We start from the raw sequence: 12484 nt of genomic DNA, 5'->3' as shown, positions 1-12484 counted from the left end.
CCCCCGGCCAGCTCCCTCCCCCCCGGCCCGGGGTCTCCATGGCAGCCCACCCCCTCCCGCCCGCGGGGGGGGGGGGGGGGGGGCGGCCCCGAACCCACCGGGTGCCCCTGATGCTCAGCTTCGTCGCGCGCCGGATCGTCATCGCGATCCCGACCGTCATCCTGATCTCGATCTTCGTCTTCGGCCTGCAGAAACTGCTGCCGGGCGATCCGATCCTCGCCATGGCGGGCGAGGACCGCGATCCCGAGACCATCGCCTTCCTGCGCGAGAAATACCGCATGAACGACCCGGTCTGGGTGCAGTACGCGACCTGGATCAAGGGCGTGGTCACCGGCGATCTCGGCATCTCGCTCAGGACCAACCAGCCGGTGACCGAGCTGATCGCGCAGAAGCTGCCCGTGACGATCCAGCTGGCGCTGATGGCGCTGGTCTTCGCGCTGGTGATCGGCATCCCGGCCGGCATCCTCTCGGCGGTGAAGAAGGGCACGATCACCGACTACGTCGCCAACGTCGTGGCGCTGTCGGGCCTGTCGATCCCGAACTTCTGGCTCGGCATCATGCTGATCCTCCTCGTCGCGGTGAAATGGCAGGCGCTGCCCGCCTCGGGCTACGTGCCGCCCGGCGAGGATCTGTGGCTGTCGCTCAAGACCATGCTGATGCCCGCCTTCGTTCTGGGCACCGCGCTCGCGGCGACGCTGATGCGCCATACCCGCTCCGCCATGCTCGGCGTGCTGAAATCCGACTACGTGCGCACCGCGCGGGCCAAGGGGCTGGCCGAGCGCCGGGTGATCCTGCGCCACGCCTTCCGCAACGCGCTCACCCCGATCGTCACGCTCACCGCGCTGCTGTTCGGGGAGCTGATCGCGGGCGCGGTGCTGACCGAGCAGATCTTCACCATTCCCGGCTTCGGCAAGCTGGTGGTCGATGCCGTGTTCAACCGGGACTACGCGGTGGTCCAGGGCATCGTGCTGGTCACGGCGATGGGCTTCATCGTCATGAACATCGCAGCCGACGCCGCCTATTTCGTCCTGAACCCGCGCCTGAGGAAGCAATGATGGCCCAGCCCGCGACCCCCGCCACGCTCAAGCCGCAGCTCATGACCGACCCGGTGCTGCAAAAGCGCCCCGAGAACCGCGTCTGGAAGAAGTTCCGGAGCCACCGATCGGCGATGCTGGGCGGCCTGCTGGTGGGGCTGTTCGTCCTCATGGCGGTCTTCGCGCCGATCCTGCCGATCCCCGACCCGACCGCCACCGACTGGGGCGCGGTGCGGCAGGCGCCGTCGGCGGCGCATTGGCTCGGCACCGACGAGATCGGCCGCGACGTGCTCTCGCGCCTCGTCTGGGGCGCGCAGGCCTCGCTGCTGGCGGGCGTGATCTCGGTCGGCATCGCGGTCGCCTTCGGGGTGCCGCTGGGCATCCTCGCGGGCTATTTCGGCGGCTGGACGGATGGCATCATCTCGCGCTGCACCGAGGCGCTGCTCGCTGTCCCCTTCCTGATCCTCGCCATCGCGCTCGCGGCGTTTCTCGGGCCGTCGCTCACCAACGCGATGATCGCGATCGGCCTCTCGGCCACGCCGGTCTTCGTGCGGCTGACGCGGGGCCAGGTGATCTCGGTCAAGGCCGAGGATTTCGTCGAGGGCGCGCATGCGATCGGCCTGTCGACGCCGAAGATTTTGAGCCGCTACATCTTTCCCAACATCCTGCCCCCGGTGCTGGTGCAGGCGACGCTGACCATCGCCACCGCGATCATCGCCGAGGCGTCGCTGTCGTTCCTCGGCCTCGGCCAGCAGCCGCCGGCGCCAAGCTGGGGCTCGATGCTCAACACCGCCAAGAACTTCCTGAGCCAGGCGCCCTGGATGGCGATGTGGCCGGGCATCGCGATCTTCCTCGTGGTGCTGGGCTTCAACCTGCTGGGCGACGGGCTGCGCGACGCGCTCGACCCGCGCGAACACTGAATACCAAGAAAAGAGTTACCAAATGACCGGTTTCACCACCCGCCCCGAGATCCGCGGCACCTTCGGCGCCGTCGCCTCGACCCACTGGATCGCCACCGCCGTCGGCATGGGCATCCTCGAGCGCGGCGGCAACGCCTTCGACGCCGCCGTCGCCACCGGCCTCGTGCTGCAGGTGGTCGAGCCGCATCTCAACGGCCCGGCGGGCGACCTGCCGGTGATCTTCCGCCCGGCCGCGACCGGCAAGGTGGAGGTGATCTGCGGGCAGGGCCCGGCGCCGGCGGGCGCGACGATCGAGCATTACAAGGCGCAGGGCCTCGACCTGATCCCGGGCACCGGGCTTCTGGCGACGGTCATCCCGGGCGCCTTCGATGGCTGGATGCTGATGCTGCGCGATCACGGCAGCATGGAGATCGCCGACATCATGGCCCCGGCCATCGGCTATGCCCGCGACGGCCACCCGGTGCTGCCGCGCGTGGCGGCGACGATGCAGGGGCTGGTGGAGTATTTCGAGGCCGAGTGGCCGACATCCGCCGCGGTCTGGGCCCCGGGCGGCCGCGCGCCGCAGGCGCATGAGCTGTTCCGCAACCCCGACCTCGCCGCCACCTACGAGCGGCTGAGCCGAGCCGAGGGCGCGACCCGCGAGGCGCGGATCGACGCCGCGCGCGAGCTGTGGGCCGAGGGCTTCGTGGCCGAGGCGATCGCCGATTACCTCGAGGACGCCGAGGTGCACGACGTCTCGGAGCGCCGCAATCGCGGCGTGCTGAGCCGGGACGACATGGCGGGCTGGCGCGCCAGCTACGAGGCGCCGGTCTCGATCGACTACCACGGCTGGACCGTGCACAAGACCGGCCCATGGGGGCAGGGGCCGGTGCTGCTGCAGGCGCTGTCGATCCTGAAGAATTTCGACCTCGCCGCGATGGACCCGAACGGGCCTGACTTCGTGCACACCGTGATCGAGGCGATGAAGCTCGCCTATGCCGATCGCGAGGCCTATTACGGCGACCCCAAGCACAGCGACATCCCGCTCGCGACGCTGCTTTCGGACCAATACGGCGCCGAGCGCGCCAAGCTGATCTCGCACAGCGCCTCGACCGAGCAGCGGCCGGGCCGGGTGCCGGGCTTCGAGCATCTCGCCGATGCCGCGATCGAGCGCGCGGGCCGCGACTTCGACCGCAACCCCGACGCCGCGCCGCAGGAGCCGACCATGGCGCACCTGTCGGAAAAGCGCGGCGACACGGTGCATCTCGACGTGATCGACCGCTGGGGCAACATGGTGGCCGCGACCCCCTCGGGCGGCTGGCTGCAAAGTTCGCCCGTGATCCCCGGCCTTGGCTTTCCGCTCAATTCCCGGGCCCAGATGTTCTGGCTCGACGAGGGGCTGCCCACCTCGCTCGCCCCGGGCCGCCGGCCGCGCACCACGCTGACGCCGACGCTCGCCGAGAAGGACGGGCGCGGCCTCGTCTTCGGCACGCCCGGCGGCGATCAGCAGGACCAGTGGCAGCTGGTGTGGTTCCTGCGCTTCGTGCATCACGGTCTCGACCTGCAGGCGGGCATGGACGCGGCCCTGTTCCACTCGATGCATTTCCAGGGCTCGTTCTACCCGCGCGAATGCAAGCCCGGCGAGATGATGATCGAGCCCTCGGTCGGGGAGGACACCATCGCGGAACTGCGCGCGCGCGGCCACGAGGTGACGGTGGCCGAGCCTTGGAGCGTCGGGCGTCTGACGGCGGCGCTGCGCGAGCCCGACGGGTTGCTGCGCGCCGCCGCCACGCCGCGCCTGATGCAGGCCTATGCGGTGGGGCGCTGAGCATGACCTATTCGATCATCGCGCATGACCCACGGACCGGCGAAATCGGCGTCGCGGTCGCCTCGCGCTTCTTCGCCTGCGGCGCCGCCGTGCCCTATCTCGGCGCGCGCTGCGCCGTCGCCACGCAGGCCTTCGTCAACCCGATCTGGGGCGTCGAGGGACGCGCGCGGCTCGCGGGCGGCGAGAGCGCCGAGACGGTGCTCGCGGATCTGGTGGCGCGCGACGAGGGCCGCGCGATCCGCCAGTGCCACATGATGGATGCGCAGGGCCGCTTCGCCGCCCATACCGGGGCGGATTGCGTCGACTGGGCCGGGCATCTGGTCGGGGCGCGGCATTCGGTGGCGGGCAACATGCTGGTCTCGGGCGAGGTGATCGAGGCCTGCTTCTCGGCCTATCTGCGCGCCGATGGCAACATGGCCGAGCGGCTTTTGGCGGCGATGGAGGCGGGCGAGGCGGCGGGCGGCGACAAGAGGGGCCGGCAGGCGGCCGGGCTCACGGTGCATCGCGGCCAGGACTACCCCTATCTCTCGCTCAGGGTCGATGACGACGCGGACCCGCTCTCCGAGCTGCGCCGCCTGCTCGACGTGGCGGGCGAGCGTTATCTGCACGTGGCCGAGGCGATGCCGACCGCCGAGAACTTCTCGGGCATCCCGGATCGCGCCCCGATCGACCGCGCCATCACCGAGGCCGAGGCGCGCCGCGCCGCCGAGGGCCGCGCCTCGCGGTCCCGCGCGACCGAAACGGGCGCCTGACATGGATCTCGGGACCATCCTCACGCTTCTGGGCGTCGCGGTGGCGGCGGGGGTCGCCGGCGGCATTCTCGCCGGTCTTCTGGGCGTCGGCGGCGGCATCGTCATCGTGCCCGCGCTCTATTTCGCGCTGTCGCTGACCGGCATGGAGCCCGGGCTGACCATGCAGCTGGCCGTCGGCACCTCGCTCGCCACCATCGTCTTCACCTCGGTCTCCTCGGCCTGGGGGCATCACAAGAAGGGCGCGATCGACGGCGCGCTTCTCAAACTCTGGGCCCCGTCGATCCTGGTCGGCGTGGTGCTGGGCAGCTTCACCGGCGGGCTGATCGACGGCCGCATCATGATCGCCGTCTTCGCGCTGGTGGCGGCGGCGGTGGCCGCCGACATGGTGCTGCGCGGCCGCAATGGCGAGATCACCCCCAAGGGGTTCTCGAAGCCGGCATGGGCGGGCTTCGGGGTCTTCGCCGGAACCGTGTCCTCGATGATGGGGATCGGCGGCGGCACGGTCTGCGTGCCGCTGCTTAATTTCCTCGGCTACGACATCCGCCGGGCGGTCGGGACCTCGGCCGCGATCGGCTTCGTGATCGGCCTGCCGGGGGCGGTCATCTACATGCTCACCGGGCTCGGCACCGAGGGGCTGCCGCCCTTCTCGGTGGGCTACGTCAACCTCGTCGCGGTGGCGGTGATTATCCCGCTGACCACCAGCTTCGCGGGGGTGGGCGTCCGGCTCGCGCATGCGATCCCGCAGCGCGCTTTGCGGCTCAGCTTCGGCCTGTTCCTGGCCTTGACCTCGGGGCGCATGCTTTGGGATCTTGCGGGGGCGATGGGGGTGGCGTGATGGACCGTAGCGACGAAGACATTCTCGAACGGCTGCGCGCCGGGCTCAGCGACGAGAGCCTGCTCTCGAACGGTCGGGTGCTGCCGGAGCGGCAGCTCGCCGAGGAGCTGGGGCTGGGGCGGGCGCGCCTGCGTCGGCTGCTCGACGTGTTGGAAGCCGAGGGCACGATCTTCCGGCGGCAGGGGCAGGGCACCTTCGCCGCGCCGCCGCCGGCGGGGGCGAGCCTCGACATGCTGGTCCGGCAGGTGACGCCGCACAACCTCATGGAGGTCCGGCTCGAGATCGAGCCCGCCCTCGCGGCGCTGGCCGCGCAACGCGCCACCGCCGACGAGCTGGTGGTGCTGGAGCGGCTGATGCGCGCGACGCTGTCGCCCGACGATGCGCGCGGCTACGAGACCGCCGACGACATCTTTCACTTCAAGATCGCCGAGCTGGCGCACAACCCGCTGATCCTCGCGATCCACCAGACGATCCGCTCGGTGCGGCGGCATGCCCAGTGGACCGAGCGCCGCCGCGAGGCGCTGTCGCCCGACCGCATCCTGTTGCTCGGCCAGCAGCATGAGGCGCTGTTCGAACACATCGCCGCGCGCCGCCCCGCCGAAGCGGCCGCCGAGATGGAGCGCCACCTCGTCACGGTGTCGAGCGCCATGCTGCGGCAGCGCCGCCACGAGGCCGAGCTCAAGGTCGGTTGAGCCGCCGGTCATCGTTGTCGCCGGGGCCGGGGCAACTGCCCGTCCATCCCGGCTTGGACGGTTTGTGTATGCGAGGAAAGGGGCGGCTGCCGCCTTCCTTCCGCTTCGTATAACCAGCCTCGCGATAGGAGAGCCGAACGGATCGTCGAGCCGCGATCCGGCAAGCAACGCATGGTATCGATGCGGCTGTCTTTGGGTCGTGGCACTTCCTGATCATCAGCGTTGTTGACCACCCGTAGGAGCCGTCGTGCGCGTGCCCGGCAATCGTGCCAATATTCGCACGCGCACGCGCTCTCGCCAGCGTCACGGGACTGGGCGCGTGGCTGAGCGGGTCGGTCGAGATTGCCGCGTCCGTGATCCGAGTGACGCCAGCGATGTCCTGCTCGACGTAGATCGCGCGGACGATCCCGCAGGGGTGGCCTCACCCCAACCGACTGAGATCAAGAGAAAAAGCGTAAGGGAGATCGATCAAGGCGATATCGCCTTGATTTGGCCGAGGGCGCATTCCATTTGCCGAAAAATGTCAGCAAGCCGCCCGGTTCCCTCTTCAGATTGCCGCATTTCGTCGGCACGTAGACCCGGTATTCCGAGGTATACGCAAGTGTCAGTAGATTTTTACGATTATGTCGGCATCGGCGTCTTGGCTTTCCTGTCGATCCCGATCCTCTGGTTGGGGCTGACCCGGGTATGGGACAGGCTCTGGGCCGATCGCGATGCGGGGGCCAATCTCATGGTGCTCGGACTGGCGATCATCTGCGCGCTGGCTCTGAGCCATTGTTTGTGATCTCCGGCCGATGAACTGATCGGCCCGCCCCGCCTTGGTCCAGCCCTCCCCGGGCCGATGGCCGGGCCCGTCACCGAGCATCTTGGCCATGTCGGGGCAGTCCTCCGTGCCGGACCGGCGCTTTCCGGTGTGGCGCAATTCGGCGCCTGCGGTCCGTGGGCTCTTCGCCGGAGAGGGAATGACCGATATGGCGTGCATGGCATTTGCGGGCTCGGTCGCGCATGGCGGAAGCGACGAACTCGGCCGCTGAAAGCCGATGGACGACGGGCGGCTCATTGCTCAAGAGGCGCGCCATTACGGGCCATGGGCGATGATCGGGACGCCCAGCCATATTGCCTTGGCAATGATGTCGATTGGTTCGGTGCATATTCATGCGCATTTCATCGGCAGGTCATGAAACGCTTTGCGTTTATTGCGTGAGCCGCCGAGGCGCTTGCCGTCAGGAAATGTCAGGCGCCGCCTCTCGATCCGCATCGCCACCGATAATCATGAGCCGTACGAAAAGGCGTGCTCGAAATTGACGTCTCCGCAGGCATTACGTGGCTTGCTCATATCGAAATCCCTGTCCCGGCCATCCGAAAGGGCCTGAAGATCTCCGGCCCGGGCTGTACTTCCGCCGGTACTCGCTCCTGAGATAGAAATGAAAGATCCTGCCAACTTGAAGTTGAATATATCGGTCATGGCCTCATCCTTGCGTATCTCGAACGTGTGATAATTGGCATAACACTGAGAAAATCTATGGTCCGGATTCGATTTTGGATGGATAATACCTCAGTCGAAGGCTAACGCCGGAGCAGCATTGCCATGTTTGGAAGACATAAAATGAACGACTTCGACCTGAGCGATCTTGATCTCGACGAGCTGAAGAAGCTTCACAAGGAGACCGCCGCGGCGATTCAGAATTACGAGACCCGCCGTCGGCAGGAAGCGCTCGCGGCCGCGGAAGCCGCGGCCAAATCCGCGGGATATTCGCTGAAGGATCTCGTCGGAATGTCGGCCGGGAAATCCGCCAAGTCGATCAATCCGCCGAAATACCGCAACCCCGATGATCAAGACCAGACCTGGAGCGGGCGTGGACGCCAGCCGCAGTGGGTCAAGGATGCGTTGGCGGCGAACAAGTCTCTCGATGACCTTTTGATCGCTCGGTAAGATATGATCCCGGCGGTGCGCCATGCGCGTCGCCGGATCGCAACGACCCCGGTGATCGGGGCCGCCCGATCCAATGCCGTCTTGGCCGCCGGGTGTTCGACTGAAATTGCGGAGGTTTTTTTCCCGCGGGCGTCTGATGCTATTCGCGGCGGAGCTGCCCGATCGTCGTTTCGGGGCCCATGACCCCGATCCTGCCTGCCGTCATCGGCTGGCCATGGACCGGCGCATATTTTCACGCCTCTGCCATTTCGCCCGATATCGCTACGATCCCGCGTTGCAGAAATTCATGCAGGTCAGTGGCTGCCTCGAAGCGGCACTTCTTTTGTCCGTGACGCGCCGGTCAGGCTTTACCTTCGGGGAAGCCAGATGCGACGACATTGCGATGAAAGAGGCCGGCATGATGCTTGACCGGAAAGCGACGAGCGTTCCAACAGCAGGTCCCTTCCGGCTTTAGTTGGCGGCATTCCGAAGTCAATGGCGCATTGCAACTGGTCCGGCGGCGACCGAGAAACCTCGTGCTACCGGACGATAAATTCCTGCGCTCGCCGTCGAGAAGCATGGATCGAACGCAGGTAGGTCTCGAAACGCTGCATCACTTGTGAGCCCCTAGCTTGGGGCATTTTCGCCTCTCAAAGGGAGGCGGTGCCCGCTCAAGCCAATCGGCGGCGCTTCCGAAGATGCGCCGCCGGAATGGTCATTCGGTCCGATGTCAGCTCAGGCTTTCGTTCGGTGCGAGAGCATCCTTGCGGACCATGACCGAGACGGTTTCTCCGTCGATCTCCACCGTGGTCCATTTGAACGAGGACTCCTCGGCCGAGGCCCGGGCCTCTGCCTTGGTCATGTCGATCAGAGAGACGACGGCCATCATCGCGCCAGCGAAGGCGAGAACGGCGATGGCGGGTTTGGAGAAGCTAGAATTCTTCATAGCGGTGGACCGTTTGTTGCAAGTTGGATGCCTCCAACTCCGATCCGTTTGTGGCGGGAATGGGGCAATTCGGGCTGACCTATTCTCATGCAATGCGCCCTACCTACCCGTATATGGCTTTGTCCGGATGGGGCGTCCCGCGACGCCCGGAATGAGGGCAGGTCGGGACCGTCTGCCCATTCGGGCCGCCACGAAACGCTCGCCCCCGACTGGACGAACGGCTCTCAGGCGCATGTCGATCGGCCTATGCGGCTTTCAGAACCGGTCCGTCGAGAAGCCGCATCAGCCGTCCGAAATAGCCGTCGGACCGGGCCGGAAGGGTCGGGTCCGACGTGATCGCCACGGCCAGGTCCCGGCTCGGGTGGGCCGCGATGATCTGGCCCCCGTAGCCGCGCCCGAGCACGTAGCCCGATGGCGAGAGGAACCAGCCATAGCCATAGGACAGCCCCGACCAGGGCGAGCGGGCGCGCGGCTTGGTCGAGGCCGCGATCCAGCCCTCCGGGATGACCCGTCTGCCGTCATGGCGCCCTTCGTCACGCAGGAGCATCGCGATCTTCAACATGTCCCGCGGACGCAGCGCCATCTCGTTTCCGCCCAGATAGAAGCCTTGCGGATCGCGGGTCCATGGCGGGATCTCGATGCCGAGGGGCGCTCCGATCCGGTCGCGCGCCGGTTGGAGAAGGGACCGACCGGTCGCCTCGGCGAGGGCGGCGCCGAGGATATGCGTCGACCCGGTGGAATACAGCATCCGGGTTCCCGGTCGGGCGACCATCGGACGGGTCATCGCGTCCGCGAGCCAGTTTCCGGAATTGATCCACTCGCCGTAATTCGCGCCCGAGGTGCGCTCCAGCCCGGCGCGCAGCGTCACGAGGTCCTCCATCGTGATATCGGCCACCCCCTCGGTCGCGTCCGGCGGCACGATGCCGGGCGCCACCTGATCGAGCGTCGCGGTCACCGACGGCACCTCGCCGCGATCGATCGCCACGCCGAGCAGCAGGGCGACGATGCTCTTCGAGCAGGACTTGATGTTCGCGAAGGCGTCGAGACCGCCGCCCCTCGGGGCCTCGGCAAAGACGACATCGGCGCCGCGCGCGATCTGCAGCGAGTGGAGCTGTGGCATGCCCCGGATGAGGGATCGCAGTTCGCCCGGTTGCGCGCGAACGAGCCCCGGCGCGGCCAGTACCGCGCCGCCGGCGAGGAGGAATGTGCGGCGTGTCGTCATGCGTTGAATCATCGGCCGCCCGGCGTGGCTGTCCAGCGCCGCTGGCTCACAACACCGTGGGACGGCTCTGGAGTAAGCGGGCATGACCCTCGCCGGGAGGCTGGGGTTTTGCGCGGTACCGTCCCGACGCGGAACCGCGTTCCCGCTCTGCGGTTCGGCTCGCAGGCCCATGGCGAAGGAGGAGAACCGGTCATGACCTGCAATCGTCCCGATGAAGCGCGCACCATGCCCCGTCCGGGTCGTGTGCCCCGTTGCGCGAACCGGCGGTGCCGACAGGGTGGCCCTTGCCGCAACACGCGCAAGGCCGCGCCAATGCCCGGCCGGGGGATGGCATGAAACGGACGGGGCGTTTCGCGGTCGTCACCGGTGCCTCGTCCGGGATCGGCTTCGAACTGGCGCGGCTGGCGGCGGAGGATGGGCACGACGTGCTGATCGTGGCCGATGAGGCCGGGATCGAGGCCGCGGGGGCAAGGCTCTCGACCGGGGCCCCGGTCGAGGCGCTGCGCGCCGATCTCGCGACCGCGCAGGGGGTGGCGGAGCTGTTCGAGCGGATCGGCACGCGCCGGGTCGACTATTTCATGGCCAATGCCGGTGTCGGTCTCGGTCACGCCTTTCTCGATCAGGAATGGGACGAGATCGCGCGGGTGATCGACCTGAACGTCAAGGGCACCACCGCGACGCTGCACCGGGTGCTGCGGGACATGGTGGCGCGGGGCGAGGGACGGGTGCTGGTCACCGGCTCGATCGCCGGGATGATCCCGGGCAGCTACCAGGCCGTCTACAACGCCACCAAGGCCTATCTCGACAACCTGTCGCTGGGGCTGGGATCGGAGATCGAGGATAGCGGCGTCACGATCACCTGCCTGCGCCCCGGCCCCGTCGACACGCGTTTTTTCGAGCGCGCCCATATGGAGGACACACCGGTCGGGCAGGACGAGAACAAGGCCGATCCGGCCAAGGTCGCGCGCGATGGCTACGAGGCGATGATGAAGGGGGAGTCCGGCCTGACCTCGGGCTTCATGAACAAGGTGCAGGCGGCGCTGACCGGCGTGCTGCCCGAAGCGGTGCTGGCGCAGCTGCACCGCCGCATGGCCAAGCCCGAGGGAGAGAAATGATGACGGGCAAGGGACTCGCGGTCATCACCGGCGGCTCTTCGGGGATCGGCTACCAGCTCGCCCGGATCGCGGTCGAGGAGGGCCATGCCCTCGTCATCTGCGCCCATGGCGAGGCATTGGAGCAGGCCGCCGAGCAGCTGCGCCGTCTTGGCGGCGAGGTCGAGGCGGTGCGCGCCGATCTCTCGACGCGCCAAGGGGTGGAGGCGCTTTGGTCGCGCTTGGAGGGGCGGGAGATCGAGCTGTTCTTCGCCAATGCCGGGCTGGCGCTCGGCGATCCCTTCGTCGAGCAGAAATGGGAGGACATCGCCGAGCGCATCGACCTCAACGTCAAGCAGACCACCTTGATGATCCACAGGGTCGGGCGCGTGATGCGGGCGCAGGGCAGGGGGCGGATCCTCGTCACCGGCTCGATCGCTGGGCAGGTGCCGGGGCCGTACAACGCCGTCTACAACGCGACCAAGGCCTATGTGAACGGGCTCGCCTGGGCGCTCTCGGACGAGTTCAGGGAGACCGGGGTGACGATCACCTGCCTGATGCCGGGGCCGGTCGACACGCCGATCTACGACAAGGGGCTGAAGGGCACGCTGCTGCACGACATGCCCAAACGGGACGCGGCCATGGTGGCGCGCAAGGGCTGGGACGCGATGATGGCGGGCAAGGTGGACGTGGTGCCCGGCCCGGAGAGCAAGCTGGTCAGCCTGTTCTCGGGCGTGACCCCCAAGGCGATCACGACCCGGCTGCACGAGCTGGGTGCGAAGCGTCGGGAGTGATGGGCCAGATGGCGCGACCGGGCGCCGTCATTCCTCGGCCCTGAGCAGGAAGAAATACGGGGGCGCCATGCGCGTCTGCATCAGGCCGAGGACGCGGGTCGCGTCGATCCGGCGGAAATGGTCGGTGATCGGCTGGCGGTCATAGATCATCGCCGCGCTGGTGCAGCCGCGAAACCGGATCGGGGCGAGATGCGCCGCCGGGCCATGCGCGCGCAGCGCCGGGCGCAGCAGAACGAAGCCCGCGCGGCTCAGGCGGCTCTGCGCGAGCCGGGGCCAGCGCAGCGCCGTCTTCATCGGCAGGCGCGCGGGGTCGAGCCTCACCCCGGGCTCGAAGATCAGCGGATCGACGCGGTCCTCGCTTTCGAAGCGCTTGCCGCGCCAGCCGAGGCGTTCGAGCAGGCCGTCGAGCGGGTGGCCGGTCGGCAGTCCCGCGCCCCGCCAGCTGCCGATGAGGTCGCCCGTGTCGATGCAGGGCAGCC

16 protein-coding genes are annotated in these 12484 nt (G+C 67.9%); 12 read left to right on the top strand and 4 right to left on the bottom strand.

Annotated features, from left to right (window positions below; translation table 11 throughout):
- Positions 1–110: 110 nt before the first annotated feature.
- The 8 genes from O4G76_RS07640 (at position 111) to O4G76_RS07605 (ending at position 7221) form a co-directional block, all read left to right on the top strand.
- Positions 111–1055, top strand: a complete 945-nt coding sequence (locus O4G76_RS07640; protein WP_269396766.1) for an ABC transporter permease — start codon at positions 111–113, stop codon at positions 1053–1055.
- Positions 1055–1954: an ABC transporter permease gene (locus O4G76_RS07635; protein ID WP_269396765.1), complete on the top strand. Its 900-nt coding sequence runs from the start codon at positions 1055–1057 to the stop codon at positions 1952–1954. The genes O4G76_RS07640 and O4G76_RS07635 overlap by 1 nt, the downstream gene beginning before the upstream one ends.
- 22 nt (positions 1955–1976) lie before the next feature.
- A complete protein-coding gene (locus tag O4G76_RS07630; RefSeq protein WP_269396764.1) occupies positions 1977–3761 on the top strand; it encodes a gamma-glutamyltransferase family protein in 1785 nt (594 codons plus the stop codon).
- A 2-nt stretch (positions 3762–3763) separates the two neighbouring features.
- Positions 3764–4513: a DUF1028 domain-containing protein gene (locus tag O4G76_RS07625; protein WP_269396763.1), complete on the top strand. Its 750-nt coding sequence runs from the start codon at positions 3764–3766 to the stop codon at positions 4511–4513.
- Between the two features lies 1 nt (position 4514).
- Positions 4515–5348 (top strand): sulfite exporter TauE/SafE family protein, encoded by an 834-nt coding sequence (locus O4G76_RS07620; protein WP_269396762.1) that lies wholly within the window; start codon positions 4515–4517, stop codon positions 5346–5348.
- Complete coding sequence (locus O4G76_RS07615) at positions 5348–6040, top strand: FadR/GntR family transcriptional regulator (protein ID WP_269396761.1); 693 nt, start codon at positions 5348–5350, stop codon at positions 6038–6040. The genes O4G76_RS07620 and O4G76_RS07615 overlap by 1 nt, the downstream gene beginning before the upstream one ends.
- Before the next feature lie 601 nt (positions 6041–6641).
- On the top strand, positions 6642–6824 hold the full coding sequence (locus O4G76_RS07610; protein ID WP_269396760.1) for a hypothetical protein: 183 nt from the start codon (positions 6642–6644) through the stop codon (positions 6822–6824).
- Positions 6825–7080: 256 nt separating this feature from the next.
- A complete protein-coding gene (locus O4G76_RS07605; RefSeq protein ID WP_269396759.1) occupies positions 7081–7221 on the top strand; it encodes a hypothetical protein in 141 nt (46 codons plus the stop codon).
- A gap of 89 nt (positions 7222–7310) precedes the next feature.
- On the opposite strand, the gene O4G76_RS07600 is transcribed toward O4G76_RS07605, so the two are convergent.
- Positions 7311–7505 carry a hypothetical protein gene (locus tag O4G76_RS07600; RefSeq protein ID WP_269396758.1) on the bottom strand — a complete coding sequence of 65 codons (195 nt, stop codon included), beginning with the start codon at positions 7503–7505 and terminating at the stop codon, positions 7311–7313.
- A 141-nt stretch (positions 7506–7646) separates the two neighbouring features.
- On the opposite strand from O4G76_RS07600, the gene O4G76_RS07595 reads away from it, so the two are divergent.
- On the top strand, positions 7647–7973 hold the full coding sequence (locus O4G76_RS07595) for an H-NS histone family protein (protein WP_269396757.1): 327 nt from the start codon (positions 7647–7649) through the stop codon (positions 7971–7973).
- A 136-nt stretch (positions 7974–8109) separates the two neighbouring features.
- Positions 8110–8427 carry a hypothetical protein gene (locus tag O4G76_RS07590; protein WP_269396756.1) on the top strand — a complete coding sequence of 106 codons (318 nt, stop codon included), beginning with the start codon at positions 8110–8112 and terminating at the stop codon, positions 8425–8427.
- A 255-nt stretch (positions 8428–8682) separates the two neighbouring features.
- Here the strand turns inward: O4G76_RS07590 and O4G76_RS07585 are convergent, their stop codons facing one another.
- Entirely contained in the window at positions 8683–8898 is a 216-nt protein-coding gene (locus O4G76_RS07585; RefSeq protein WP_269396755.1) for a hypothetical protein, read from the bottom strand.
- Between the two features lie 244 nt (positions 8899–9142).
- The gene (locus tag O4G76_RS07580; RefSeq protein ID WP_269396754.1) at positions 9143–10120 is read right to left on the bottom strand and encodes a serine hydrolase; all 978 of its coding nucleotides are present in this window, start codon (positions 10118–10120) and stop codon (positions 9143–9145) included.
- Positions 10121–10452: 332 nt separating this feature from the next.
- Between O4G76_RS07580 and O4G76_RS07575 the strand changes: the two genes are divergently transcribed.
- Together O4G76_RS07575 and O4G76_RS07570 are read left to right on the top strand one after the other, a co-directional pair.
- On the top strand, positions 10453–11235 hold the full coding sequence (locus O4G76_RS07575; RefSeq protein ID WP_269396753.1) for an SDR family oxidoreductase: 783 nt from the start codon (positions 10453–10455) through the stop codon (positions 11233–11235).
- Complete coding sequence (locus O4G76_RS07570) at positions 11235–12005, top strand: SDR family oxidoreductase (RefSeq protein ID WP_269396752.1); 771 nt, start codon at positions 11235–11237, stop codon at positions 12003–12005. Before O4G76_RS07575 ends, O4G76_RS07570 begins: the two co-directional genes overlap by 1 nt.
- A gap of 27 nt (positions 12006–12032) precedes the next feature.
- Here O4G76_RS07570 and O4G76_RS22025 read toward each other — a convergent pair whose 3' ends face one another.
- Positions 12033–12482 (bottom strand): DUF4334 domain-containing protein, encoded by a 450-nt coding sequence (locus O4G76_RS22025; RefSeq protein ID WP_373568019.1) that lies wholly within the window; start codon positions 12480–12482, stop codon positions 12033–12035.
- Between the last annotated feature and the right edge of the window lie 2 nt (positions 12483–12484).

This window comes from Limimaricola sp. G21655-S1, from assembly GCF_027213785.1.
Taxonomy (GTDB): domain Bacteria; phylum Pseudomonadota; class Alphaproteobacteria; order Rhodobacterales; family Rhodobacteraceae; genus Limimaricola.
The sequence above is the reverse complement of the archived record's forward strand: the minus strand, read 5'-3'. Positions and strand labels throughout refer to the sequence as shown.

Excerpts from the sequence above, each read along its gene's own strand:
- O4G76_RS07625 (WP_269396763.1), top strand. The coding sequence starts at position 3,764 with ATGACCTATTCGATCATCGCGCATGACCCACGGACCGGCGAAATCGGC.
- O4G76_RS07600 (WP_269396758.1), bottom strand. The coding sequence starts at position 7,505 with ATGACCGATATATTCAACTTCAAGTTGGCAGGATCTTTCATTTCTATC.
- O4G76_RS07590 (WP_269396756.1), top strand. The coding sequence starts at position 8,110 with ATGCTATTCGCGGCGGAGCTGCCCGATCGTCGTTTCGGGGCCCATGAC.
- O4G76_RS07615 (WP_269396761.1), top strand. The coding sequence starts at position 5,348 with ATGGACCGTAGCGACGAAGACATTCTCGAACGGCTGCGCGCCGGGCTC.
- O4G76_RS07635 (WP_269396765.1), top strand. The coding sequence starts at position 1,055 with ATGGCCCAGCCCGCGACCCCCGCCACGCTCAAGCCGCAGCTCATGACC.
- O4G76_RS07575 (WP_269396753.1), top strand. The coding sequence starts at position 10,453 with ATGAAACGGACGGGGCGTTTCGCGGTCGTCACCGGTGCCTCGTCCGGG.
- O4G76_RS07640 (WP_269396766.1), top strand. The coding sequence starts at position 111 with ATGCTCAGCTTCGTCGCGCGCCGGATCGTCATCGCGATCCCGACCGTC.
- O4G76_RS07620 (WP_269396762.1), top strand. The coding sequence starts at position 4,515 with ATGGATCTCGGGACCATCCTCACGCTTCTGGGCGTCGCGGTGGCGGCG.
- O4G76_RS07580 (WP_269396754.1), bottom strand. The coding sequence starts at position 10,120 with ATGACGACACGCCGCACATTCCTCCTCGCCGGCGGCGCGGTACTGGCC.
- O4G76_RS07570 (WP_269396752.1), top strand. The coding sequence starts at position 11,235 with ATGACGGGCAAGGGACTCGCGGTCATCACCGGCGGCTCTTCGGGGATC.
- O4G76_RS07630 (WP_269396764.1), top strand. The coding sequence starts at position 1,977 with ATGACCGGTTTCACCACCCGCCCCGAGATCCGCGGCACCTTCGGCGCC.
- O4G76_RS07585 (WP_269396755.1), bottom strand. The coding sequence starts at position 8,898 with ATGAAGAATTCTAGCTTCTCCAAACCCGCCATCGCCGTTCTCGCCTTC.
- O4G76_RS07595 (WP_269396757.1), top strand. The coding sequence starts at position 7,647 with ATGAACGACTTCGACCTGAGCGATCTTGATCTCGACGAGCTGAAGAAG.
- O4G76_RS07605 (WP_269396759.1), top strand. The coding sequence starts at position 7,081 with ATGGACGACGGGCGGCTCATTGCTCAAGAGGCGCGCCATTACGGGCCA.